This is a genomic window from Dactylosporangium sp. CS-047395 (assembly GCF_050942185.1).
Lineage (GTDB): Bacteria > Actinomycetota > Actinomycetes > Mycobacteriales > Micromonosporaceae > Dactylosporangium.
Genome location: NZ_CP192015.1, coordinates 9,296,179 through 9,318,435, shown reverse-complemented (window position 1 = coordinate 9,318,435; position 22,257 = coordinate 9,296,179). Strand labels below are relative to the sequence as shown.

The 22,257-nt window shown below is 73.2% G+C and carries 24 protein-coding genes; 14 read left to right on the top strand and 10 right to left on the bottom strand.

The window, feature by feature from the left end:
- The first annotated feature begins 30 nt into the window (after positions 1 to 30).
- Genes ACQP00_RS43580 through ACQP00_RS43565 form a run of 4 tightly spaced genes read left to right on the top strand, consistent with a single transcriptional unit; the run spans position 31 to position 3,408 of the window.
- A complete protein-coding gene (locus ACQP00_RS43580; RefSeq protein ID WP_433208609.1) occupies positions 31 to 858 on the top strand; it encodes an ABC transporter ATP-binding protein in 828 nt (275 codons plus the stop codon).
- Positions 855 to 1,655 (top strand): ABC transporter permease, encoded by an 801-nt coding sequence (locus ACQP00_RS43575; RefSeq protein ID WP_433208606.1) that lies wholly within the window; start codon positions 855 to 857, stop codon positions 1,653 to 1,655. Before ACQP00_RS43580 ends, ACQP00_RS43575 begins: the two co-directional genes overlap by 4 nt.
- Complete coding sequence (locus ACQP00_RS43570; RefSeq protein ID WP_433208603.1) at positions 1,598 to 2,791, top strand: sensor histidine kinase; 1,194 nt, start codon at positions 1,598 to 1,600, stop codon at positions 2,789 to 2,791. Before ACQP00_RS43575 ends, ACQP00_RS43570 begins: the two co-directional genes overlap by 58 nt.
- Positions 2,788 to 3,408 (top strand): response regulator, encoded by a 621-nt coding sequence (locus ACQP00_RS43565; protein ID WP_433208600.1) that lies wholly within the window; start codon positions 2,788 to 2,790, stop codon positions 3,406 to 3,408. Before ACQP00_RS43570 ends, ACQP00_RS43565 begins: the two co-directional genes overlap by 4 nt.
- On the opposite strand, the gene ACQP00_RS43560 is transcribed toward ACQP00_RS43565, so the two are convergent.
- Both ACQP00_RS43560 and ACQP00_RS43555 read right to left on the bottom strand, forming a co-directional pair.
- Positions 3,405 to 4,148, bottom strand: a complete 744-nt coding sequence (locus ACQP00_RS43560) for an SRPBCC family protein (protein WP_433208597.1) — start codon at positions 4,146 to 4,148, stop codon at positions 3,405 to 3,407. The two genes, ACQP00_RS43565 and ACQP00_RS43560, sit on opposite strands and share 4 nt — an antisense overlap.
- Complete coding sequence (locus tag ACQP00_RS43555) at positions 4,141 to 4,737, bottom strand: ArsR/SmtB family transcription factor (RefSeq protein WP_433208594.1); 597 nt, start codon at positions 4,735 to 4,737, stop codon at positions 4,141 to 4,143. Before ACQP00_RS43555 ends, ACQP00_RS43560 begins: the two co-directional genes overlap by 8 nt.
- Before the next feature lie 80 nt (positions 4,738 to 4,817).
- On the opposite strand from ACQP00_RS43555, the gene ACQP00_RS43550 reads away from it, so the two are divergent.
- Together ACQP00_RS43550 and ACQP00_RS43545 are read left to right on the top strand one after the other, a co-directional pair.
- Positions 4,818 to 5,963 (top strand): low temperature requirement protein A, encoded by a 1,146-nt coding sequence (locus tag ACQP00_RS43550; protein WP_433208591.1) that lies wholly within the window; start codon positions 4,818 to 4,820, stop codon positions 5,961 to 5,963.
- Between the two features lie 35 nt (positions 5,964 to 5,998).
- Positions 5,999 to 7,006: a LacI family DNA-binding transcriptional regulator gene (locus ACQP00_RS43545; RefSeq protein ID WP_433208588.1), complete on the top strand. Its 1,008-nt coding sequence runs from the start codon at positions 5,999 to 6,001 to the stop codon at positions 7,004 to 7,006.
- On the opposite strand, the gene ACQP00_RS43540 is transcribed toward ACQP00_RS43545, so the two are convergent.
- The gene (locus ACQP00_RS43540) at positions 6,946 to 9,198 is read right to left on the bottom strand and encodes a tetratricopeptide repeat protein (protein ID WP_433208585.1); all 2,253 of its coding nucleotides are present in this window, start codon (positions 9,196 to 9,198) and stop codon (positions 6,946 to 6,948) included. The two genes, ACQP00_RS43545 and ACQP00_RS43540, sit on opposite strands and share 61 nt — an antisense overlap.
- A 68-nt stretch (positions 9,199 to 9,266) precedes the next feature.
- Here ACQP00_RS43540 and ACQP00_RS43535 point away from each other — a divergent pair, with 68 nt between their 5' ends.
- Positions 9,267 to 9,920: a pentapeptide repeat-containing protein gene (locus tag ACQP00_RS43535; RefSeq protein ID WP_433208582.1), complete on the top strand. Its 654-nt coding sequence runs from the start codon at positions 9,267 to 9,269 to the stop codon at positions 9,918 to 9,920.
- Here the strand turns inward: ACQP00_RS43535 and ACQP00_RS43530 are convergent.
- Together ACQP00_RS43530 and ACQP00_RS43525 are read right to left on the bottom strand one after the other, a co-directional pair.
- Complete coding sequence (locus ACQP00_RS43530) at positions 9,900 to 10,346, bottom strand: YdeI/OmpD-associated family protein (RefSeq protein ID WP_433208579.1); 447 nt, start codon at positions 10,344 to 10,346, stop codon at positions 9,900 to 9,902. The two genes, ACQP00_RS43535 and ACQP00_RS43530, sit on opposite strands and share 21 nt — an antisense overlap.
- A 5-nt stretch (positions 10,347 to 10,351) precedes the next feature.
- Complete coding sequence (locus ACQP00_RS43525) at positions 10,352 to 11,470, bottom strand: geranylgeranyl reductase family protein (protein WP_433208576.1); 1,119 nt, start codon at positions 11,468 to 11,470, stop codon at positions 10,352 to 10,354.
- Positions 11,471 to 11,555: 85 nt separating this feature from the next.
- Here ACQP00_RS43525 and ACQP00_RS43520 point away from each other — a divergent pair, with 85 nt between their 5' ends.
- Entirely contained in the window at positions 11,556 to 12,041 is a 486-nt protein-coding gene (locus ACQP00_RS43520) for a beta-class carbonic anhydrase (protein ID WP_433208573.1), read from the top strand.
- A gap of 164 nt (positions 12,042 to 12,205) precedes the next feature.
- A complete protein-coding gene (locus ACQP00_RS43515) occupies positions 12,206 to 12,787 on the top strand; it encodes a hypothetical protein (protein ID WP_433208570.1) in 582 nt (193 codons plus the stop codon).
- A 4-nt stretch (positions 12,788 to 12,791) separates the two neighbouring features.
- Here the strand turns inward: ACQP00_RS43515 and ACQP00_RS43510 are convergent, their stop codons facing one another.
- Positions 12,792 to 13,220, bottom strand: a complete 429-nt coding sequence (locus tag ACQP00_RS43510; protein WP_433208567.1) for a hypothetical protein — start codon at positions 13,218 to 13,220, stop codon at positions 12,792 to 12,794.
- Positions 13,221 to 13,304: 84 nt separating this feature from the next.
- Here ACQP00_RS43510 and ACQP00_RS43505 point away from each other — a divergent pair, with 84 nt between their 5' ends.
- Complete coding sequence (locus ACQP00_RS43505; RefSeq protein ID WP_433208564.1) at positions 13,305 to 14,690, top strand: diguanylate cyclase domain-containing protein; 1,386 nt, start codon at positions 13,305 to 13,307, stop codon at positions 14,688 to 14,690.
- A 42-nt stretch (positions 14,691 to 14,732) separates the two neighbouring features.
- Here the strand turns inward: ACQP00_RS43505 and ACQP00_RS43500 are convergent, their stop codons facing one another.
- Positions 14,733 to 15,542 carry an isocitrate lyase/PEP mutase family protein gene (locus tag ACQP00_RS43500; RefSeq protein WP_433208561.1) on the bottom strand — a complete coding sequence of 270 codons (810 nt, stop codon included), beginning with the start codon at positions 15,540 to 15,542 and terminating at the stop codon, positions 14,733 to 14,735.
- A gap of 67 nt (positions 15,543 to 15,609) precedes the next feature.
- Between ACQP00_RS43500 and ACQP00_RS43495 the strand changes: the two genes are divergently transcribed.
- Positions 15,610 to 16,524, top strand: coding sequence for a helix-turn-helix domain-containing protein (locus tag ACQP00_RS43495; RefSeq protein ID WP_433208558.1), 915 nt, complete (start codon positions 15,610 to 15,612; stop codon positions 16,522 to 16,524).
- A gap of 43 nt (positions 16,525 to 16,567) precedes the next feature.
- On the opposite strand, the gene ACQP00_RS43490 is transcribed toward ACQP00_RS43495, so the two are convergent.
- A complete protein-coding gene (locus tag ACQP00_RS43490) occupies positions 16,568 to 17,008 on the bottom strand; it encodes a hypothetical protein (RefSeq protein WP_433208555.1) in 441 nt (146 codons plus the stop codon).
- Positions 17,009 to 17,196: 188 nt separating this feature from the next.
- Between ACQP00_RS43490 and ACQP00_RS43485 the strand changes: the two genes are divergently transcribed.
- Complete coding sequence (locus ACQP00_RS43485; RefSeq protein WP_433208553.1) at positions 17,197 to 17,529, top strand: DUF6980 family protein; 333 nt, start codon at positions 17,197 to 17,199, stop codon at positions 17,527 to 17,529.
- On the opposite strand, the gene ACQP00_RS43480 is transcribed toward ACQP00_RS43485, so the two are convergent.
- Together ACQP00_RS43480 and ACQP00_RS43475 are read right to left on the bottom strand one after the other, a co-directional pair.
- A complete protein-coding gene (locus ACQP00_RS43480; protein WP_433208550.1) occupies positions 17,516 to 17,932 on the bottom strand; it encodes a nitroreductase family deazaflavin-dependent oxidoreductase in 417 nt (138 codons plus the stop codon). The two genes, ACQP00_RS43485 and ACQP00_RS43480, sit on opposite strands and share 14 nt — an antisense overlap.
- 27 nt (positions 17,933 to 17,959) lie before the next feature.
- Positions 17,960 to 19,699: a RecQ family ATP-dependent DNA helicase gene (locus tag ACQP00_RS43475; RefSeq protein ID WP_433208547.1), complete on the bottom strand. Its 1,740-nt coding sequence runs from the start codon at positions 19,697 to 19,699 to the stop codon at positions 17,960 to 17,962.
- A gap of 191 nt (positions 19,700 to 19,890) precedes the next feature.
- Here ACQP00_RS43475 and ACQP00_RS43470 point away from each other — a divergent pair, with 191 nt between their 5' ends.
- Both ACQP00_RS43470 and ACQP00_RS43465 read left to right on the top strand, forming a co-directional pair.
- Complete coding sequence (locus ACQP00_RS43470) at positions 19,891 to 20,778, top strand: sigma-70 family RNA polymerase sigma factor (protein WP_433208544.1); 888 nt, start codon at positions 19,891 to 19,893, stop codon at positions 20,776 to 20,778.
- A 150-nt stretch (positions 20,779 to 20,928) separates the two neighbouring features.
- Positions 20,929 to 22,095 carry a glycoside hydrolase family 16 protein gene (locus ACQP00_RS43465; protein ID WP_433208541.1) on the top strand — a complete coding sequence of 389 codons (1,167 nt, stop codon included), beginning with the start codon at positions 20,929 to 20,931 and terminating at the stop codon, positions 22,093 to 22,095.
- The last annotated feature ends 162 nt before the right edge of the window (positions 22,096 to 22,257 follow it).

Sequence of the window (22,257 nt, the reverse complement as noted above, 5' to 3'; positions counted from 1 at the left end):
GGGCCGCCCGATCCTCGCGAGCATCGATGCATGCGACCGATCGAAGTGCGCGGGCTGCGCAAGCGGTACGGGAACCGCCCGGCCATCGACGGCATCGACCTGGATGTCGAACCGGGCGAGGTGTTCGCCCTGCTGGGCCCGAACGGGGCCGGCAAGACCACGACCGTGGAGATCCTGGAGGGCCACCGCCGCCGCGACGGCGGGGAGGTCACCGTGCTGGGCGAGGACCCGGGCACGGCCGGGCGGCGCTGGCGGGCCCGGATCGGGGTGGTGCTGCAGACCGCGGCCGACGCCGCCGAGCTCACCGTGCGCGAGTCCGTGCGGCACTACGGCGGCTACTACCCGAGCCGCCGCGACCCGGAGGAGGTCATCGCCGCCGTCGGCCTCACGGACAAGGCCGGGGCGCGGGTGCGCTCGCTGTCGGGCGGGCAGCGCCGCCGCCTCGACGTGGCGCTGGGCATCGTCGGCCGGCCCGAGCTGGTCTTCCTCGACGAGCCGACGACCGGCTTCGACCCCGAGGCCCGCCGGCAGTTCTGGGACCTGATCCGGTCCCTGGCCGCCGACGGGACCACGATCCTGCTCACCACCCACTACCTCGACGAGGCCGAGGCCCTCGCCGGCCGGCTGGCCGTGCTGGCCGGCGGGCGGATCGTCGCGGCCGGCACCCCGGCGACCGTCGGCGGCCGCGACCGGGCCCACGCCGTGGTCAGCTGGCGCGACGCGGACGGCCTGCACGAGGTGCGCACCGGCGAGCCCGACGCGGTCGTGGCCGGCCTCGACGCCGGCTTCACCGACCTGCGCGTCACCCGCCCCACCCTCGAGGACGTCTACCTGTCGCTGATCGGAGCGGACCGATGACCATGCCGTCAACGCTGCGGGTGGGCACCTCCCGCGGCCGCATCGAGATCCTGCAGACGCTGCGCAGCCGGGAGGCGGTGATCTTCACATTCGCCTTCCCGGCACTGCTCACGGTCCTGCTCGGCACCATCTTCGACACGCCGGTGACGCCGGGCGCGGACACCACCCACTCGCAGGTGCTGGCGGCCGGCATGATCGCCTACGGCATCCTGTCGACCGCGTTCATCAGCGTCGGCGTCGGCATCGCGATCGACCGCGAGGACGGCACCCTGCTGCGGCTGCGTGGCACGCCCGCCACCGCCGGCGCGTACTTCCTGGGCAAGATCGCGCTGGTCTTCTTCGCGACGCTGTTCGAGGTCGCGCTGCTGCTCGCCGTCGCCGTCGCGCTGTTCGACCTGCCGCTGCCGGGCGACCCCGGGCGCTGGTTCACGTTCGGCTGGCTGGTGGTGCTGTCGGTGATCGCCTGTACCCTCCTGGGCATCGCGGCGAGCACCCTCGCTCCCTCGGCCCGCAGCGCGGGCGCCGTGCTCAACGTGCCCGTCATCGTCCTGCAGTTCACCTCCGGGATCTTCGTCCACATCGCCGCGCTGCCGAGCGCCATGGTCAACGTCTCGGCGCTGTTCCCCGTCAAGTGGATGGGCCAGGGATTCCGTTCCGTGTTCCTGCCCGACGCGCTCGCCGCAGAGGAGGTGGCCGGAGCATGGGAGCCTGGGAGGACCGCGCTGGTGCTGGGGGCGTGGTGCGTGATCGGGCTGGCGCTGAGCCTGCTGACGTTCCGCTGGACCGACCGCCGCTGAGCCGGCTGCCCTGGGACGCCTTCTACGCCGTCGTGGTCGCCGCGGTCGTGGCGTTCCTGCTGCTCGACCGGGGCGGCCCCGGACTGGGCCGGGCGGTCGTCTCGTCGGTGCTGCTGGTGCTGGGCCTGCTCTGGTACCTCGCGACGCCCCGCCGCCCGTGGCTGTTCGTGGCGGTCCTGGGCGTCGTGCAGCTGGCCGCCGTCTGGATCGACCACACCGCGGCGTTCGCGCTGTTCGCCTGGGGCCCGATGGTGTTACAGGCGCTGCCCCTGCGCCCGGCCCTCGCCGCGGTGGCCGCGCTCGACCTGCTGCCGGTCCCGATCGCGCTGCTGCGCGACGGGACCACGGCCAAGGTGCACGGGCTGCTCCCGCTGACCGCGCTGGGGCTGGCCTTCGCCGCGCTGATCGGCACGTACGTCGCCCGCCTCACCGACCAGAACCAGGAGCGCGCCGCGATGATCGCCGAGCTGACCGCGAGCCGGGCCGAGGTCGCCCGGCTCTCCCACGAGGCGGGCGTCGGGGCCGAGCGGGCCCGGCTCGCCGCCGAGATCCACGACACCCTGGCCCAGGGCTTCACGAGCATCATCACGCTGACCCAGGCGGCCGAGTCGGAGCTGAACGCCGACCGGGCCGCCGCCGCCCGCCGGCTGGACCTGGTGGTGCGCACCGCCCGCGACAACCTGGCCGAGGCCCGGGCCCTGGTCGCCGCGCTGGCCCCGGCCGACCTGCAGGCGACCGGCCTGGGCGCGGCGCTGCGCCGCCAGCTCGACCGGCTGGCCGCCGAGACCGGGCTGGGCACCGCCCTGCACGTTGCGGCGGGAGCGGATGCGGTACCGACGGCGCTGCAGGTGGTGCTTCTCCGGGCGGCGCAGGAGGCGCTGTCGAACGCCCGCCGGCACGCGGCCGCGTCCACTGTGGAGGTTGCCCTGCGCGCCACGGGGACCGCGGTGGTGCTGACCGTCACCGACGACGGCGCGGGGTTCACGCCCGGCGCCGCCACCGCGGGCTTCGGGCTGGCCGGCATGCGGGGCCGGGCGGAGCAGATCGGCGGGCGCTGCGACGTGACGAGCGCGCCCGGGGCCGGCACGACGGTGACCGTGACATTGCCGGTGACGCTCCCCGGAGGTGCGGCGTGATCACGGTGCTGCTGGTCGACGACCATCCGGTGGTGCGCGACGGGCTGCGCGGGATGCTGCGGGCCGAGCCCGACCTGGAGGTGGTGGGCGAGGCGGGCTCCGGCGACGAGGCGGTGGTAGCCGCGGCCGCGCGCCGGCCCGACGTGATCCTGATGGACCTGCGGATGCCGGGGCTGGACGGGGTCGGCGCGACCGAGCGGATCCTGGCCGCGCGGCCGCAGACGCGGATCGTGGTGCTGACGACGTACGAGACCGACGAGGACATCCTGCGCGCCGTGGAGGCCGGGGCCCGCGGGTACCTGCTCAAGGACGCGACCCGGGCCGAGCTCGCGGCGGCGGTGCGGGCCGCGGCGGCCGGGGAGACGGTGCTCGCGCCCTCGGTGGCCGACCGGCTCGCGCGGGAGACCCGCCGGCGGGCCGCGCCGCCGATCCTGTCCGCCCGGGAGGTCGAGGTCCTGTCGCTGGTCGGGCGGGGCCTGACCAACGCCGAGATCGGCCACGCCCTGCACATCGCCGAGGCGACGGTGAAGACCCATCTGCTGCGGACCTTCAACAAGCTGGGCGTGGCCGACCGGACCGCCGCGGTCACCACGGCGATGTCGCTGGGACTGCTCTAGGCGAACACTCCGGCGAGCCACGCCGTCCAGGCCGCCTCGGCCGCTTCGCGGTCGATCTCGGAGTACAGGTGATGGCCGGTCATGACGAAGCCGCCCCGCCCGACGAACCGCAGCAGGGCATCGCCCGTGCGCACCCCGAGGAAGCTCGGCTCCACCGCCGTGTCGACCACGCCGGAGACCTCCTGGCCGGCGAACGTCAGCCGCACGGCGTCGCCCTCCTGCACGTCCTTCGACAGGTGCAGCGCGCTCGTCAGGCCGGCCCAGACCGTGTCCTGGTCGGGCTGCTGCGGGCCGAACGCGGCCACCGGCACGCCGACGCGGCCGGGGAAGTGCTCCAGGTACTGCGCCAGCGACCGCAGGTACAGCGGGTTGCCCTTCTTGAGCGCGTCGTACTCCTCCTCCCAGTTCCCCGTGAGGATGCCGCTGTGGACCATCCGCAGCGTGGTCGAGCCGCCGTCGCGGCCCTCGATGAGGTACTCGAAGGCCATGAACGCGCCGCTCTCGTCGGCGTCGCTGCGGAAGGCGAAGCGCCGGTTCGGCTCGTAGCCGGTGATCGTGCCGCCGGCCTCGGCCATCGGCAGCACCATCCGGGTGCGCCCGCCGAGGCGGGGCTCGACCTCGTTGCGGCCCATGAACCAGGAGTCGATGCCGGGGCCGGTGGCGATGGCCTGCCACACCTGCTCGGGGCTCGCCGGGAGGTCGATGTCGTGGGTCAGCTCGAACTCGTGGCTGTCAGTCATTGCGGGGCTCCTCGGGAATGCTCGGGTGGATGGCGACGATGACCCGGTGCTCGCGGCCGCCGGGCGCGGCCTCGTCGTGGTAGCGGCTCACGAGTGCGGTCACGGCCGCGGTGAGCTCTTGGGCGAACGCGGCCCGGTCGGCCGCGGAGGCGAAGCGGACGGTGCCGTCGAGGGCGAACGTGGCCACCGGCTTGCCGGCCTTCTCGGCGCCGGTGATGAGCTGCCCGGTCTCCCGGACCAGCCGGGCCGCCAGGGCGAGCAGCCAGCGCGCGGAGAGCCGGTCGGGGGAGCGGGCCGGATCGGGCTGGACGGCGGACAGCGCGATCGGCGAGATGACGAACGAGGCCGCGGCGGCCCGCAGCACCCGCTCGGTCATGTTGCCCTTGCGCCGCTCCTCGACGAGCTCCACGAGGCCGTGCGCCTCCAGGGCCTTGAGGTGGTAGTTGACCTTCTGCCGGGGCAGGCCGACGAGCGCGGCCAGGCTCGTGGCCGAGTGCGGCTCGCCCAGCAGGGCCAGCAGCCGGGCCCGGACCGGGTCGAGCGCGACCTCGGCGGCCGCCGGCTCCTCGATGACGCTGACGTCGAACATGGGTCAACCGTAGGCTCCGACAACTTCTCTTGTCAAGACAAAAAAGTTTGTCGGTACTGCCTGAGCGCTATCGTGTCGCGGTGACTGCTGCCGATACGCGCGCGCCGCGGGTGTCCACGATCGAGCTGTTCTTCGATCTCGTCTTCGTGTTCACCGTGACCCAGCTGGCGTCGGTGCTCGTGCACCACGTGGACTGGGCGCACACCGGCCAGGTCCTGCTGATGCTGGGGCTGATCTGGTGGATGTACGCGGGCTACAACTGGCTCACCAACGCCGTCGCCCCGAGCAGTACGACCCGCCGCACCCTGCTGCTGGCCGGCATGGTCGGCTTCCTGATCATCTCGCTGGCCGTCCCGGAGGCGTTCCACGAGGACGGCTGGGCCTTCGGCATCGGCTACGCGATCGTCATCGTCGTGCACAGCACGCTGTTCCTGCACGCCGACGACAACGGCTCCATCGGCCGCGCGATCGCCAACCTGGCCCCGATCAACGGCCTGTGCGCCGCGCTGGTACTCACCGGCGGCTTCCTGCACGGCGGCTGGCGCACCGGCCTGTGGGCGGCGGCGCTCGCGGTGATCGTGGCCGCGCCGTACCTGCAGCGGATGGGCTCCTGGACGATCAACGCGGGCCACTTCGCGGAGCGGCACGGCCTGGTCGTCATCGTCGCGATCGGCGAGTCGGTGGTCGCGATCGGCCTGGCCTTCCGCGACGCGCACCTCGACGCCGGCACCCTCGCCGTCGCCGTGCTGGGGCTGGCGATCGCGTACTACCTGTACTGGACGTACTTCTCCGGCGACGAGGCGCGCGCCGAGCACGCCCTGCACGCCGAGACCGACCCCGCGCGCAAGGCCCGGCTGGGGGTGTTCGCGTACGGCTACGCCCACGTGCTCCTGCTGGCCGGCATCGTCGGCACCGCGGTCGGCGTCGAGCTCTCCGTCGGGCACGCGACCGAGCCGCTGCCCTGGCCCAGCGCCGTGGTCCTCAGCGCCGGGGTGGCCGTGTTCCTGCTCGGCCACGCCTGGTTCCTGCGCCTGATGGGGATTCCCGGCATCGTGTACCGCCTGATCGGTGCCCTGGGCGTGCTCGCCGCGATCCCGCTCGGCCACTGGCGCGCACTCGCCCAGCTCGCGGCGGTGCTGGTCGTCATGATGGCCACGGCGATCACGCGCGACCTGCGGACGGTACGCCAGACCCGCACGACCCAGATCCACGACTTCGGACGGTAAGCAGGGTATTGATCGACGACGGTACTGTGCCGGTCGTGGTCAATGCCGCCAACCGGCGCCGGGGAATGCGCGACGTGGCGGCCGCCGCCGGAGTCTCCGTCAGCACCGTCGCCAACGTGCTCAACAACCCGGGCGTGGTCGCCGAACCCACCCGCCGCCGCGTCGAGGCGGCCATGGACACCGTCGGCTTCGTCCGCAGCGGCCCGGCCCGCCAGCTGCGCGGCCTGCCGAGCCGGCTGGTCGGCTCGGTCACCCTGGACCAGGGCAACCCCTTCTACGCCGAGCTGAACCGCGGCATCGAGGACCATCTGGACGGCGCGGACTGCATGCTGCTGGCGTGCAGCACCGACCTCCGCCCGGACAAGGAGCTGCGCGCCCTGCACCTGCTGGAGGAACAATCCCCGCGCGGCGTCATCGTGACCCCCACGGGCGAGGACGGCTCGCGGTTCGCGGCGGTGAGCTCACGCGGTACGCCGGTGGTCCTCCTCGACGCCCGCCGGGACGGGCTGGACCTGTGCGCCGTGACCGTGGACCACGACCTGGGCGGCCGCCTGGCGGGGGAGCACCTGACGGCGCTGGGGCACCGGCGGGTCGCCTTCGTCACCAACGGCCCCGACATCGACCCGGTGCGCGAGCGCCGCGCGGGGCTGCGCCGGGCCCTGGCCGCCGACCCGATCGAGGTGCGGCTGGCGCCCGGGGGCTTCGCCGAAGGCACCGACGCCGCGGTCGGTGCTCTGCTGTCCATGGCCGACCCGCCGACCGCCGTGGCGTGCGTGAACGACGTGGTGGCGCTGGCGGTGATCCGGGCCCTGCAGGCGCGCGGGCTGAGCGTGCCGGACGACCTGTCGGTGGTCGGCTACGACGACCTGCCGTGGGCCGCGCACGTGCGACCGGCGCTGACCACCGTGCAGCGGCCGATCCGGGAGCTGGGGCGGGTCGCGGCGGAGCTGCTGCTGTCGGAGACCGCCACCAGCCACCGCCATCAGGAGCTGGTGTTTCCCCCGCGCCTGATCGTGCGGTCCTCGACCCGCTCGGTGAGGTAGACCGCCAGCGGGTGCCCGGACCCGAGCACCGCGGTGCACGCCTCGGCCCGCGCGTGCAGCCGGCTGATCTCGATCCGCTCGAACAGCCGCTCGCTGCCGCCGACGACGGCGTGCATGATCTCGTCCGGTGCCGCGTCCGTGTCCAGCCGCCGCAGGATCGCCTCTGCCGTGTCGCGCTCGCCCGCCTTGAACGCCCACGCGGCGGTGTCGAGCCAGGAGGCGAGCGTGTGCGGATGGTGCAGGCCGAGAGTCCGCTCCCGGTCTTCGGCGAGGCCCAGCGCGAGCCGGGCGGCCCGGCCGAACTCCCCGGCGCTCGCGGCGATCTGGGCGATCAGGGTGCGCGCCTGCAGCACCCGCTGGCTGTCGGCGCCGAGCAGCCGGGCGTAGGCGGCGCGGACCTCCTCCAGCAGTTCCAGCGCCTCGGCCGGCCGCTCCTCGGCCAGGAACGAGCCGATGTAGTGGTCGGTCAGCACCGTGTCGTGGTGGTCCGGGCCGTAGACCCGCTCGTGATCGCGCCGCACCTGCTCCAGCAGCGCGAGGCTCGCCGTGGCCCGGCCCAGTTTGCCCAGCGAATAGCCGTGCATCCGCCGTGCGTTGAGCGTGTCGGAGTCGTCCGGGCCCAGCACCCGTTGCAGGTCCGGCACCAGGGTCTCGTACATCCGCGCCGCCACGGCCCGGTCGTGGCCGTCGGCGAAGGCCTCGGCCAGCTTGGCCCGGGCGCGCAGGGTCGCCGGGTCGTCGGGGCCGAGGACCCGCTCGCGCTCCCGCCACACGCTCTCCAGGTCGTCGAGGGCCGTGCGGCCGCCGACGAGCATGCGGGCGTAGAAGGCGGCGGCCACATCCGCGTCGGCGACCCCGCCGCACGCGGCGCGGCGGAACGCGGCCACTGCGGCGTCGTTGACGAAGCGCTGCGCGGCCGCGACGCCGATGTCGAACGCCTGCGTGGGGGCGGCCCGGTCGATGAGGGCCGTCCAGGTCGCCGGGGGCACGCGATCCTGGCCGTCGACGTCGATGAGGTAGTCGAAGGCGAGCACGCGGTCCGGGTCGGCGGTCGGCAGCAGCAGGCTGCTCGCGCCGTGGGCCGGCGCCGTGGCCCAGCGGACCGCCTCGTCGAGGGGTTCCGGGCGCAACAGCGCGCCGCCGTGGCGGTGCAGGTGCTCCTCGGCCAGGTCGGCCAGGAACGCGACCGGCTGCGGCTCGTGCACGCCGGCGCGGCGGCAGTCGACGGCCGCGGCGACGAGGGCGGCGCCGCGCGGGTGCGCGCCCGGGCTCCAGCCGGCCCGCCACGCCCGCACCAGGCCGGGGCCGGCGGCCAGCAGTTCGGCCACGCCGAAGTCGCCGGCGTTGCGCAGGGCGGCGCGGATGCGGGGGTCGTCGCCGCGCGTCCGCGCGCGGGCCAGTTCGGCGGCGCTCCAGCGGCGGGGCAGCTCCACCACTGTGGCCTGGCCGAGCACGTCGCGGGCGTCGCGCCAGGTGCCGCGGGCGGCGTCGGACGGGTCCGCCGGGACGGCGAGCCGGTCATACTCGGCGCTTCGCAGCGTCGCCACCAGCCGCACGTCCCGGTCGCCGGGGCCACGCATCCGGCGCACCACGGCCGGGGTCAGGCCGGCCACGCCGAGGAAGCGCTCCAGGTCGTCGAGCCACACCACGGCCCGGCGCAGGTCGGCGACGAGCGGCACGATCCGGGCCAGGGCCTCGCGATCGGTCGGGGCCACGAAGGCGTGCCGGGGGAACCGGGCGCGGACCGCCTCGTACGCGGCGCGGGTCTTGCCCGCCGTCGAGTCGCCGACGAGCAGGACCAGTTCGCCGCCGTCGAGCGCCGCGAGGAGCCGGTCGTCGGCGTCGCGCGCGATGTACGGCGGGACCCGGCCGAGCAGTCCGACCGCGGCCTCGGCGGGGTGGACGCGCACGGCGAGCGGGTCGTCGACGTCGCGGACCAGTGGTGGGCGGCCGCCCGGGCCCGTGACGAGCAGGCCGTCGGGCAGTGCCGACCGCAGTTCGCGGTGGCGGGTCAGCAGCTCCTCGCCCCGCGCCGCGGCGACGCCGAGGACCGCGGTCCCCACGGCGGCGAGAGCCACCACCAGCGGCTGGTCCGGCCACCGGGCCGCGGCGAGACCGGCCGCCGCGACCGACAGGGCCGACACGACGAGCAGCGCCCAGCCGCGCGTGCGGGGAGACGAGCGAGGAGCCACGAGTACACCTCCGGGGACGCAGGGTAACCGGGAACGGCAACCCGGCGATGGCCCGTTAGGGTGGGCCGATGGGCGTCGCGCTGTCGTTGTCGGAGCTTCCGTACGCCGCGTTTCTGCAGGTGCATCCCGACGGGGAAGCGCTCGAGCCGGACGGCAACTACACCGAGGTGCACTTCGACGCGGTGGAGTTCGCCGGGGATGAGGCGACCAGTGCCAAGTTCATCGAGGCCGCCCTCACCGGCGTGACCATGGCCGAGGTCGGGCTCGAGCGGGCGCGGTTCAGTGACGTGTGGCTCAGCCGGAACCGGTGGGTCGGGGTGCGCGTCGTGGACGGGGAGTGGCTCGACGTGGCCGTGCTCGACAGTTCGTTCGCCGGGGTGCAGGCCTACAGCTCGCGGCTGCGGCGGGTCACGTTCCGGGGATGCAAGATCGACACGCTCAACCTGCGGGGGGCGACGCTTGTCGATGTGGTGTTCGAGGACTGTGAGCTCAATGAGCTCGACTGTGCGGGGGCGTCGCTGACCAATGTGACGTTTCCCGGGTCGGCGCTGCGCAACGCGCGGTTTTCGCAGGTCAAGTGCAAGAAGGTGGACTTTCGCGGCGCGCGGGAGCTCGACGTGGCCGACGGGGCGGACTCGTTGCGCGGGGCGATCGTGGACGAGCGGCAGCTCATGGAGCTGGGGCCGGCCCTCGCGGCGGCGTTAGGGATTCTGGTCAAGTAGCGCGGCGACCGCCTTGGCCACGCGGCGCCGGCGGGTCTCGTCGGTCTTGGCGCCCTCGACCGACAGGGTGTGCTGGCGCTGGTTGCTGTACGACAGCCGGTCGAACGCCGCCCGCGCCGCCGGTTCCGCGTCCAGGGCGGCGGCCAGGTCGGCCGGGACCTCGACGACGCGCGGGGCGGTGTCCAGCTCGATGTCGACGTCGATCTCCTCGCCGGCCGCGATGCCGGCGCCGGCGCGCACCTCGGCCGCGACGGGGAGCATCGGCACCCCGCCGTAGACGGCGATCGTGGAGCGGTACGTGTACCCGTTGATCGTCACCGCCACCTTCGGCTTCTTGCCCTGGCCGAGCGCCTCGACGATCTCGGCGGGCACGGTCAGGCCGGTGGCGGTCTTGCCGTTCAGCTGCAGTGTCGTGCGGAACCTCATGCGGCTCAGCCAAGCAGGCGCAGCGCCTGCCGTACAGGGAAACGTTCGACCGTGCCCTCGAAGGACGTCTCGCCGAGGCAGAACCGCTCGAACATCCGCCAGCCGGGCGGCGTGCGCAGCATGGTGTGGAACAGCCCGGGCCGGCGGGCGAACGCGGCGAGCAGCTTGGTGCCCGCCCGCATCGTCGGCACCAGGGTCGTTTCGACTTCCCGCTCGTACCGTGTGAGCTCCCCGTCGGCCGCCGCCGCTCCCGCGAGCGCGCCCGACCGGGTGGCGAAGCTGATGCCCTCCCGCGTCCACGGTTCGAGCAGCCCCGCGGCGTCCCCGGCGACGAGGACGCGATCCTTGCGCAGGGGCGAGGTTTCGGTTCGGCACCGCGTCAGATGCCCCGAGTCGTGCACCGGCTCGATCCCGTCCAGGCCGAGCCGGCGGACGAAGTCGCGCAGGTACGCCTTGGTCCGCTCGCCATCCCCGCGGGCCGAGATGACCCCGACGGTCAGCAGGTCGCCCTTCGGGAACACCCACGCGTAGGAGCCGGGCAGCGGGCCCCAGTCGATGAGCAGGCGGCCCCTCCAGTGCTCCTGGCGGGCCCGGTCGATCGGCAGCTCCACCTCCAGGCCGAGGTCGACCTGGCCGTACTCCACGCCGACGTGCTTCGCCGTGATGCCGGACGAGCCGTCGGCCCCGATCGCCGCCGCGGCCGTGATCGTCTCGCCGTCGCCGAGGCGGATCGCGACCCCGTCGCCGTCCTGCTCGACGCGGCGGACCGGAGTTGCCTGCCGTACCGTCGCGCCCGCTTTTTCGGCGGCCAGGCGCAGGGCGTCGTCGAACTCCGGCCGGCGGACCATCGCCAGCAGCGTCCGGCCGGGCTTGGCGGTGCGCGCGAACGGGGCCCGCCCGTCGTGCGTGAACTCGGCGCGCTCGATGCGGTCGTCCGCCGGGATCGCGATGCGACCGCCGACCGCCGCGACCGTGTGGCCGATCAGCCCGCCGCCGCAGGTCTTGTACCGCGGGTGCGTCGCCTTCTCCAGGACGAGCGTGCGGGCACCGCGGCGGGCCGCCTCGTACGCGGCCGACAGCCCCGCCGGTCCGCCGCCGACGATCGCCACATCCCAGTCAGTCACCCGAGAACCTTAACGGTCAGGTGACTTTGGCCTCGTGTGACCAACACATCAGCCGTTCGGGTGACGGATCTGCTTCACTCGGAACATGTCCGCGATCGACCATCTGATCCACGCGAATGCCCGGTACGCCGAGACGTTCCCGGGGCCCCGGCCGCTGCGCCCCAAGCTGCGCCTGAGCGTCATCTCGTGCATGGACTCGCGGCTGGATCTCTTCGGCGCGCTGGGCCTGGAGATCGGCGACGCCCACCTGATCCGCAACGCGGGCGGCCTGCCGACCGAGGAGGTCCTGCGCTCCCTCGCGATCTCCCAGCGCAAGCTCGGCACCCGCGAAGTGGTGATCATCCACCACACGGAGTGCGGCATGGAGGGCTTCGACGACCCGGCGTTCCGGGCCGAGCTGGCCGCGACCGGGGTGACGCCGAGCTGGGACGTGCCGGGCTTCACCGACCTGCACGACACCATGCGCAAGTCGATCCGCACGGTGCGGGAGTGCCCGTGGATCCCCAACCGCGAGGACGTGCGCGGCTTCATCTTCGACGTGGCCACCGCGAAGATCGAAGAGGTCGTCTGAGTCCCGCACAGCGGACACCCGCGTCCGCAATGTGAACACCGGGCCGGCCCGTACCGTACGTGTACGACGGGCTCGCGGTGCGTGCGCAATTTGCATATTGCGGGGGTGGCGCCGAGGGATCTGGGGTGTCCAGATCGGGTGACGAATGCGGCACCATCGGACGCATGCGCTACGGGGGGAGACTCAACCGGATCGAGTTCACGGCCCTGATCGATCAACAGGCGAACCGCATCCGCGGCAGCGTCACGACGCTGCCGTTGTACGGCCCGGCCGGCTGGCCTGGGCCTTGCCGCCTGGGCGCCTGGGGCTGGGAAGACGACCGGCTGATACACGCGGGCCTGCACTTCGAGGCCGCGGACGGCCCCTGGGTCGAGGTGATCACCACCGCCGGCCCGCCGATGCCGCAGCTCATCGACCTGCGGATGGCCGCCGCGGGGGAGCGCCCGGGCGACCGCCGGGCCCTGGAGCGGGCCCTGGACGCCGCGTCCAGCCCGGCCGGGGAGCGGGTGACGATCACCGTGGACGGCGTGCCCCGCGAGTTCTCCCGCTGGCCCGACGAGCCGCTCGGGGAGGACCGGGGCCGCGGCTGGCTGGCCATCCTCGACGAGGTGCCGGGCCTGCTGCTGCGCGCGTCCGGCGTGGACCCGCACGGGCTGCGGCTGGACCGCGTCCAGGACATCGAGCCGCACCTGACCGGCACGCGGGCGCATCTTTTGGCCGGTTACGACGCCTACGGTACCGGCTGAGCCCCTACATCGTCGCCAGTGCCTGCGCGAAGTTGACCCGCTGGATCGCCTCGGCCGCGTGCAGCGGGGAGTAGACCAGCTCCTGGGCGAGATAGTGGTACGGCCCGGACTGGATCGACACCACCAGCGGCCCCGACATCGACCGCGTCTTCGCCGTCAGGAACAGCAGCCCGAAGAGCAGGAAGAAGCTCAGCCCGCAGGTGAACACCGACAGCAGCACCGCCAGGATCGCGCAGGTCACGGCCAGCCCGACGCCCCAGCCGGCGGTCGTGGTGATCGGGATCGGCTGGGAGACGACCATCCAGCGGCTCCCGCGCACCGGCCACACGCCCAGCGGCGTGTAGATCGCCGCCCCGTCGACTCGCACGTCGCCGATCTGCACGTCGGGTCCGTTGTAGGCGGGAGTGCCGCTGTACGGCACGGGCAGCGTCACCCGGGGATTGTCCCGCGCCGAAAAGGCCCAACGACACCGGCCGGAAGGGCGAAAACCGGCCGTTTCGCTGCCGATGTGGGCTTGGTGAGGCTCCTGCGGTACGCCCGCAACGGCATCGAGCCGCTCGTCGTGCTCCTGGTGATCGCGGTCCTGCACCACTTCGGTCTGGCGGGACCGGCGCCGGTGTGGGTGCCGGCGATCCCGCTGCTCGCCGGGGCCGTGTACCAGCAGCCCGAGGTCCAGCTGTGGCTCTCGGGCCGCGACCTGCGCGACCGGGTCGCCGCCCGCATCACCGGCCACATGATGCTCACCACCGCACTCGCGTACATCCTCGGCTGGGGGCCGCTGCTGGCCGTCGCGCACTTCCACATCCTGTCGATGCACCTGGAGTGGTCCGGCTCGCGCGCCTGGCGGCCCGGTGCGCTGGCCAGCGTCGCCTCCCTCGGGATCGGGCAGCTCTGCGTGGCGATGGGCCTCTACTCGTACCTCCCGTTGCCCGAGATTCACGGCGTCGCCGCGATGGTCGCCATCGGCACCGCGACCACCTGCCGGGTCCTGGGCCGGGCGGTCGCGCGGCGGGAGCGGGCCGAGGCCGCGGTGGGCGCCCGCGACGAGCGGTTCCGGGTGCTCGTGCAGGACTCCAGCGACCTGATCGCGATCGCCGGCCCGGACACCGGCCTGACGTACGTCTCGCCCGCCGCCGAGCGGGTCCTCGGCATCGAGCCCGACCGCCTGCTCGGCCAGCGGCTGTGGCAGCGCATCCACCCCGACGACATCGCGGGCGCCCAGGAGCTGCTCGGGCGGGTGCTGGCCGGCGACGAGACGAACGAGGAGCGCGGCGAGTTCCGCATCCGCGACGCCGGCGGGCAGTGGCGCTGGTTCGAGGTCAGCTCGCGCAACCTGCTGGACAACCCGGCCGTCCAGGGCGTGGTCGGGCACTACCGCGACGTCACCGAGCGGCGCGCGGCCCAGGACGAGGTCGCCTACGCGGCCACCCACGACGCCCTCACCGGCCTGGTCAACGCCCAGACGTTCATGCTGGAGCTGGAGGCGGCGCTGGCCACGCCGGCGCGCATCGCCCTGCTCTTCGTCGACCTCGATGGCTTCAAGCAGGTCAACGACTCCCTCGGGCACGAGGCCGGCGACGAGCTGCTCGCCCTGGTGGCCCGGCTGATCCGCCGCTCGACCATGGCCTCGGACGTCGTCGGGCGGCTCGGCGGCGACGAGTTCGGCGTGATCCTGACCCGCGTCGGCGGCACCGACGTGGCCGAGGCGGTCGCGGCCCGGCTGGTCGCCGCGATCGAGCGGGACATGCACGTGGCCGGGCACACCGTCCGGGTCGGCTGCAGCGTCGGCGTGGCCGTGTCGGGCCCGGAGCCGATCCAGGCCCGGGCGCTGCTGCGGAGCGCCGACCTCGCGATGTACGCCGAAAAACGCGCCCGGAAGGCGTCGGCGGGCCGGCCCGCGTGAGACCGGTCCGCGCCACGAGGTCGGCGAGCCGCTCGACGGAGCTCAGGACATGAGCGCGTTGAGCTCGCCGAAGTCGTACGAGCCGGCGAGCGAGGTGTACGTGCCGGCCGAGTAGACCTCCTCGGCGGCCCGGCGGGCGAGGGCGTAGGCGGCCTCGGCGATCCACGAGCCCAGGCTGACCCGGGCCACGCCGAGCGCGGCCAGCTCGGCCACCGGCGGCGTCCCGGCCTCGGCGAGCACGTTCAGCGGCGCCGGGATCGCCTTGGCGAGGGCGCCGATCGCGTCGGCGTCGGCCACCCCGGGCACGAAGATGCCGGTCGCGCCGGCCGCCAGGTACGCCTCCGCGCGGGCCACGGTCTCCTCGGGGCGACCGCGGAAGTACGTGTCGACGCGGGCGTTGATGTAGAGCTCCAAGCCGGCGTCGTCGGCCGCGGCCCGGGCGGCCGCGATCCGGGCCTGCTGGTCGGCGACGTCGCGCAGGGTCGCCGCGGCGCCGTGGCGGGCGGTGTCCTCCAGGTTGATCCCGACGGCGCCGGCCGCGAGCACGCCGCGGATCGTCTCGGCCACGTCGGCCGGGGTCGCGCCGAAGCCCGACTCGATGTCGGCGGTGACCGGCAACGGCTCGGGGACCGCGCGCACGATCCGGGCCAGGTGCTCCAGGGCCCGGTCGCGGGCCAGGGTGTCGCCGTCGGGGGCGCCCAGCGTCCAGGCCACGCCGGCGGACGTGGTCGCGATGGCCGGCGCGCCGGACGCGGCGACGATGCGGGCGGAGGCCGGGTCCCAGGCGTTGGCGAGCACCAGCGGGGCGGCGGCGGTGTGCAGGGACCGGAAGTGAGCGGCGCGGTTGGTCATGCGGGTCATTCTCGCGCCGCCGTGCGCACCGGCCCCAACGTTTCAGTTACCGCTAAATTGGTACTCCATGGTGTCGATTGGCCTCTCCGCGTCCGCGATCGCGCGGATCCGCTTCGCCGTCTCGCCGCTCTGGGAGACCGTCGCCAGCCTGCGCGTGCTGCGCGATCCCGGCGCGCACGCGGTCCACCTGCCGTGGGTGCGCCGGGTCCGCGGGCTCGAGGTGCCGCTGCTGGTGGCGCCGGCGCCCGGGTACATCCCCGACTTCCTCACCCCGACCCCGCCGGGCCCCTTCCCGGACCTCGACGACGAGCTCGCCGCGCTGGCCGCCACGCCGCCGGAGGTGGTCGCGGCCCAGACCGGCACCGATGACCCGCCCGACCCGGCGATCCTGGCGAAGGGCCTGCGCTCGTACTTCGACGCCGCCCTCGCCCCCGACTGGCCCCGCATCCGCGCGCTGCTGGAGGCCGAGGTGTACGCGCGGGCCCGGACCCTCGCCGCCGACGGCGTGGGCGGGCTGCTCAACGACCTGCACGCGAACGTCTCGTTCGCCGGCGGCACCCTGTCGGTGCTGCAGCGCTGGTGCACGGCCGCGGACGTGCCCGACGGCGGCGACCTGGTGCTCGTCCCGTCGGTGTTCGTGTGGCCGTCGGTGCTGACCGTGTTCGGCGCGCAGGCCCAGCTGGCCTACCCGCCGCGCGGTGTCGGCGCGCTGTGGGAGTCGCCGCCGGACGCCGGCGCGGGCGCGCTGGGGGCGCTCGTCGGCCGGGCCCGGGCGCGGCTGCTGACCGAGCTCGCGGTGCCCTCCTCGACCACCGAACTGGCCGGGCGGATCGGCATCACGCCCGGCGGCGTCTCCCAGCACCTGGCCGTCCTGCGAGCGGCGGGCCTGGTCCGCACCCACCGCGACGGCCGCTGCGTCCTCAACGTCCGCACCGCGGCGGCCGACGTGTTGCTCGAAGCAAACGGCCGGCCAGCGCACTAAGGGCGCCGGCCGGCCGTTTCTGGTCGGGCTGGTTGGGCGCGGTCTACTTGTCGGCCGGGCCGAGCTCGGCGGCGCCGCCGCCGGCCACGCCGTCCTGGTGGAACTCGGTGCCCTCGGCGAACGCGGCGTCGAACTTCTGCTCGAGCGCGTCGAGCTCGGAGAACTCGGCGGAGTGCGAGGACTCGCTGCCCTGGGCGGCGAAGGTGTGGTCGTCCTCGGACGCGTCGTGGCTGTAGTTGGTGAAGTTGTCCGACGAGTAGTGCACGGCCGCCGGCTGGTCGTACTCGACGTGCTGGCCGGTCGAGTAGTCCGTGGACTCCTGCGCGTGGTGGTCGTTCTCGAAGACGCCGAACTGGGACTGGGCGTCCTGCTCCGAGCCCTGGGCCTGGTGCAGCTGGTCGAGCTCGGCGCTCTCCTGGCCGGCCGAGTAGTGGCCGTAGTCCGCGCCGGTGTCGCCGGTCTCGCCGGTCTCGTAGTCGCTCATGATGGTTCCCTTCGAGGGGCCGCGGCGAGCCGCGTTGCGTTCTGCTCATGGTCAAGTGGTGCTGGGACCGAAGCTAGCCGCGCGGGGGCGCCGGAACTATCCCCCACATGACAGCTGATCAGCCAGTTTTCGTCCCAACGACGGGAAGCGTGCATACTCCTGCGGTGCTACGACACTGCTGCGACGGGATGCGCGCGCAACTGGACGCCGAGGACCGCACCGAGGACCCGTGGGACGACCCCGATGTCGTGGTCGTCTACATGCCGAAGTTCGACGAGTACGGCCTGCCCGTCCGCGACGGCGGCTCCTCGATGGTCGTCATCGGCTTCTGCCCGTGGTGCGGCAGCCGCCTGCCGGAGTCGCGGCGGGACGCCTGGTTCGACGCGATGGAGCGCCTCGGCGTGGACCCGTGGGAGGACGACGTCCCCGAGGAGTACCTGACCGACGCGTGGTGGAAGCCCGAGCAGGACGGCACGAGCCGGGACTTCGTCGAGCCCGAGCGGGTCGTCAGCCCCGTCTGAGCAGCTCCACGACCGGGATCCGGCGCTCGATCCCGGCCTGGTGGTCCTTGAAGAACGGGTACTGCCCGGCGATCCGCTCGAACAGGGCGTCGCGGTCCGCCCCCTCGGCCGGGCGGGCCGTGGCCGGGTACTCGTCGCCGTCGACCTCCACCGTCACGGCCGGGTCGGCGGCGAGGTTGCGGTACCAGTCCGGGTCGTGCTCGGCGCCGGCCGCCGAGGCGACCACGAGCAGCCGGTCGTCGAGGCGGACGTACATCATCGGGTTGGTGTGGTGCTTGCCGGTGCGCCGCCCGGTGGTGGTGAGCAGCAGCAGCGGCCGTCCTTCGAGCTTGCGCCCGGCCGCGCGGAACTGCTCGATGAGCGCGGCGTTGGCGGCGTTCAGATCGGCGGGAATCTCAGCCATGCGACGACCCTAACTATTCGGTGTCCGCTATCCGACGGGTTCCAGCAGGTTCGACCGGCGCACGATCGGCACGCTCAGCGTCTTGTACCCGACCTCCTCGAACAGCACCACGACGCGGTCCTGCTCGTAGGCCATCACCGTGCCCGTGCCCCACGTCGTGTGCCGCACCTCGCTGGAGACCGGGAACGGCCGCTCGTGGTCGACCTGGCGCGGCACGGAGACCTCGGTGGCCGTGACGGGAGCGGCCCGCTTGTTCAAGAAACGATCGAACCAACGCTTCCGTGGTACCACCGGATCGACGACGACCGTGCCGGCCGCGCAGTTGTCGCAGTGCCCGCACGGGGCGTCGGCCTGCTCGCCGAAGTACGCGAGCAGGGACCGGCCGCGGCAGTTGGAGCTCTCCGCGTACTGCCGCATCATGTCGATCCGGGATCGCCGCAGCGTCTGGTGCCGCTCGAACTGGGCCAGCGCGAGCCGGGCGGCCTCGGCCGGGGTGGGCGCGTAGCGGGGCGCGGTGAGCTTGTTGCCGGCCCCGACCTCGGCCGCTCCGACCTGTTCGAGGAGGCTCAGCAGGGACATGATCCGCCGGGCCGGCAGCCCGCTGCGGGTCGCGAGCCCGGTGCGGGTCACGGGGCCCTCGCGCAGCGCCGCCGCGAGCTGGGTCAGCTCCTTGCCGTCGGGCGCGCCGGTGGCGAAGAAGCGCTGCAGGGCCACGTCCTCCGGGCGGAAGAACAGGATCGTGCGGGCCTTGGCGCCGTCGCGGCCCGCGCGCCCGATCTCCTGCAGATAGCTGTCGGGCGAGTCCGGCAGGGCCACATGGTGTACCCAGCGGATGTTGGGCTTGTCCACGCCCATGCCGAACGCGCTGGTGGCGACCATGACCGGGATCTTGTCGGCCATGAAGTCCCCGTAGCGCCGGTTGCGTTCGCCCGCGGACAGTCCGGCGTGGAACGCGACGGCGGGGATGCCGCGCTCGTCGAGCCGTTGCGCGTACTGCTCGGCGATGGCGCGTGTCGGGGCGTACACGATGCCGGGTTGTCGCTCTTGCCCTTGCGCTTGTTGTTCTTGTTGCACCTGGGCCAGCAGGCGCTGCCAGCGCTGCTCGTCGCTGGTGCAGTGCACCGCGCCGAGTTCGAGGTTGGCCCGGTCGAGCCCGGCCACCAGCGTGAACGGGTCGCGCAGGCCGAGCGCGGCGATGATGTCGGCCCGCACCGGCGGCGAGGCGGTCGCGGTGAGCGCCACGACGGGCGGCCGGCCGAGCTCCCGGATCAGGTGCCCGAGCTGCAGGTAGTCGGGGCGGAAGTCGTAGCCCCAGGCCGACACGCAGTGCGCCTCGTCGACGGCCACCATCCCGGGCCGCAGCGCGCGGACCTCGGCGAGGCGGTCCGGGTTGCCGAGTTGCTCGGGCGTGATGAACAGGAACCGGGCGGTGCCGGCCTGCAGCGCCTCGAGCGCCCGGCGCTGCTGGGCGGGGGTCTCGGCGGAGCTGATCCGCACCGCCTGGCCCTCGCGGCGGCGGTTGAGACCGGCGATCTGGTCCTGCTGGAGGGCCAGAAGTGGTGAGATGACGATGGTCGGCCCGGCGATCAAGGTCGCCGGAACCTGATAGATCGCGGATTTCCCGCCGCCGGTGGGTAACACGACGAGTGCGTCACGCTTCCGGAGCAGGGCGCGCATCGGCGGCAGCTGTCCGGGGCGGAGCGTGTCCCAGCCGAAGTCGCGGCGGGCGGCCCGGCGCAGGCGGGGCCCGGGAGGCACAAGATTCATCGGTTCGGGACTGTACCGGTGTTCGAACGCTTCGGCGCGCTACGCGACACGCCGAGCCTTGAGGACTCTCACCGTCCTGCACCCGATAAGCAACCGAAAGTGACGGCGTAAGCACCCTTCGTAGTCGAAAGTTCTTCGTGTCAGCAGGTGGACCGCCTGCTTGGGGTCCACCCGGACACGAGGGGGAACCGATGACAACGACCCTTGAGGGTGCCACGCTCAAGGTCCAGTTGGAAGGCCGCGAGCTCGAGGATCTGATCCGCGAGCACCTGCCGCTCGTCGGGCATCTGGTGCGCCAGACGCTCGGCCGCCTGCCTGCCCATGTCAGCCGCGAGGACCTGGTCTCGGCCGGGATGGCGGCTCTGGCCGGCGCCGCGAAGGCGTTCGACCCGAGCCGCGGCATTCCGTTCGGCAGCTTCGCCACGACCCGCATCCGGGGCGCGATCCTGGACGAGCTGCGGGGGCTGGACTGGGCGAGCCGGTCCGTGCGGGCCAGGGCCAGGCAGGTCGACGCGATGCAACAGGAGCTCACCGCGGCGCTCGGCCGCACCCCGACGAACCACGAGCTCGCGGAGGCGCTCGGGGTGAGCGTCGACGAGTTGCAGGCGATCGACGACGACGTGCAGCGCGCGGCCGTGCTGTCGCTGCAGGGCTTCGCGGCCGGCAGCGCCGAGGACATGGTCCCGGAGCGGGCCGCCGGGCCCGAGGACCTGATCCTGCACCGGGAGCGCATCGGGTACCTGCACAACGCCGTGGAGGCGCTGCCCGAGCGGCTGGGGAAGGTCGTCAAGGGGTACTTCTTCCAGGAGCGCCCCATGATGGAGATCGCGCACGAGCTCGGGGTCACCGAGTCGCGGGTCTCGCAGCTGCGCGCGGAGGCGCTGATGCTGCTGCGCGACGGGCTCAACACGCACCTCGACCCGGACCTGGTCTCGGCCTGCGACAAGCCGACGGGCTGCGTCGCCCGCCGTCGCGAGGCGTACCACGACAAGATCGCCAACGCGGGCAACCTCAACAGCCGCCTGGCCCAGACCAATCACCACGGCATGCCGTTCACCCAGTCCGGCCGCCACGCATAAGATCCGTCACCGGCCGGGGTCCGCCATTCTTCGTGGCGGGCCCCGGCCGTATCAATTTGAAGAGCGCTCGTTTTCCGGTGGTAGGGTGGCCGCTGCAAATTGGTCCGGCAGATGTCCACACCTGCGAAATACGCACCGATTGGCGGGCGAATGCGTTTCGAACCGGCAGCATCCGAGCACCCGGAAACCGGCGAAATCGGCCATATCGGTGCCCCCGCGCGCCGTTCCGGCGGCCGCCGGATCTGGATCGTCGTGGCCGCCGCGGCCGCCGTCCTGCTCGTCGGGGCGGGCGCCGGCGCGGTCGCGTTCATGAGCCGCGACTCGGCCGCGGACACCGGCACCGGCACGGACCCCGAGGGCATCGGCAACGCCGACCCGGCCGGCGCCTCCGGGCTGCTCGAAGCGGGCCCGTCCGGCTCGGCCTCGGTCCCCGCCTCGGCCGCCGCGTCCGCGTCGGGCAAGCCGGGCGCGACCACCAAGGCGGGCGGCGGCGCGGCCAACGCCCCGGGCGCCCCGCCGATCACGCCCGCGGCCGGCAAGCGCTGGACGGTCGGCTTCAGCGAGGAGTTCAACGGCACCGCGCTGGACAAGTCCAAGCTCACCCCGTGCTTCGACTGGAACAGCGGCGACTGCACCTCGACCTTCAACGGCGGGCGCGAGCACTACCAGCCCAGCCAGGTCCAGGTCTCCGGCGGCACCGCCAAGCTCATCGCGGCCCCGCTCAGCCCGGCCTACAAGAGCAGCGCCTGCCAGGGCGGCTCGTGCACGTACAAGGCGGGCCTGGTCTCCACGGCGCGGCCGAACTCGGGCACCAACAAGTACCTGTACTCGTTCACGTACGGCTACGTCGAGTCGCGCCTGAAGTTCCCGGGCACCCAGGGCTTCTTCACCGCGTTCTGGATGCTGCCCGCCGACCCGTCCTTCAACTACCGCTCCGAGCTGGACATCCTCGAGGTGATGGGCAACGACCCGGCCTCGATGTTCATGACCTACCACTGGGGCGAGCGCAAGAACGAGTACCACGTGAACAGCGGCAAGAAGAGCAACGGCAAGTGCCCGGCCAAGGACTACTCCAAGGACTACGTCCGCCTCGCCGTGGACTGGGAGCCCGACCACATCTCCTGGTACATCGACGGTGTCGAGTGCGCGCGCTTCACCGACACGTCCGCGATCGAGAACGGCCCGATGCAACTGCTGCTGCACATGATGGTCGACAACGAGTGGCAGCGGTCCTGGAACGTCGGCCTGACCGACCCGACGCTGACCCGCCAGCTGGAGGTCGACTACATCCGTGTGTATCAGCAGACGGCCGCCTAGCAGGGTGAACCTGGGATAGACGGTCGTTTTGACCTTGAGGGTGAGCAAAACTCACCCTTACGCACAATGAAGCCTGTTGACGGGCCGGGTTACGCTGTCGCCACTTTGGGGACGGGGCCCATCAACAGGGAGCGCAAAAAATGTCGTTGCGTCGGCGTTTGT

What these genes read in the sequence shown, in the direction of transcription:
- ACQP00_RS43465 (WP_433208541.1), top strand. Translation starts at nt 20,929, where the DNA reads ATGCGTTTCGAACCGGCAGCATCCGAGCACCCGGAAACCGGCGAAATC.
- ACQP00_RS43575 (WP_433208606.1), top strand. Translation starts at nt 855, where the DNA reads ATGACCATGCCGTCAACGCTGCGGGTGGGCACCTCCCGCGGCCGCATC.
- ACQP00_RS43500 (WP_433208561.1), bottom strand. Translation starts at nt 15,542, where the DNA reads ATGACCAACCGCGCCGCTCACTTCCGGTCCCTGCACACCGCCGCCGCC.
- ACQP00_RS43475 (WP_433208547.1), bottom strand. Translation starts at nt 19,699, where the DNA reads ATGAATCTTGTGCCTCCCGGGCCCCGCCTGCGCCGGGCCGCCCGCCGC.
- ACQP00_RS43580 (WP_433208609.1), top strand. Translation starts at nt 31, where the DNA reads ATGCGACCGATCGAAGTGCGCGGGCTGCGCAAGCGGTACGGGAACCGC.
- ACQP00_RS43495 (WP_433208558.1), top strand. Translation starts at nt 15,610, where the DNA reads ATGGTGTCGATTGGCCTCTCCGCGTCCGCGATCGCGCGGATCCGCTTC.
- ACQP00_RS43480 (WP_433208550.1), bottom strand. Translation starts at nt 17,932, where the DNA reads ATGGCTGAGATTCCCGCCGATCTGAACGCCGCCAACGCCGCGCTCATC.
- ACQP00_RS43515 (WP_433208570.1), top strand. Translation starts at nt 12,206, where the DNA reads ATGCGCTACGGGGGGAGACTCAACCGGATCGAGTTCACGGCCCTGATC.
- ACQP00_RS43470 (WP_433208544.1), top strand. Translation starts at nt 19,891, where the DNA reads ATGACAACGACCCTTGAGGGTGCCACGCTCAAGGTCCAGTTGGAAGGC.
- ACQP00_RS43555 (WP_433208594.1), bottom strand. Translation starts at nt 4,737, where the DNA reads ATGTTCGACGTCAGCGTCATCGAGGAGCCGGCGGCCGCCGAGGTCGCG.
- ACQP00_RS43530 (WP_433208579.1), bottom strand. Translation starts at nt 10,346, where the DNA reads ATGAGGTTCCGCACGACACTGCAGCTGAACGGCAAGACCGCCACCGGC.
- ACQP00_RS43520 (WP_433208573.1), top strand. Translation starts at nt 11,556, where the DNA reads ATGTCCGCGATCGACCATCTGATCCACGCGAATGCCCGGTACGCCGAG.
- ACQP00_RS43485 (WP_433208553.1), top strand. Translation starts at nt 17,197, where the DNA reads ATGCGCGCGCAACTGGACGCCGAGGACCGCACCGAGGACCCGTGGGAC.
- ACQP00_RS43535 (WP_433208582.1), top strand. Translation starts at nt 9,267, where the DNA reads ATGGGCGTCGCGCTGTCGTTGTCGGAGCTTCCGTACGCCGCGTTTCTG.
- ACQP00_RS43560 (WP_433208597.1), bottom strand. Translation starts at nt 4,148, where the DNA reads ATGACTGACAGCCACGAGTTCGAGCTGACCCACGACATCGACCTCCCG.
- ACQP00_RS43490 (WP_433208555.1), bottom strand. Translation starts at nt 17,008, where the DNA reads ATGAGCGACTACGAGACCGGCGAGACCGGCGACACCGGCGCGGACTAC.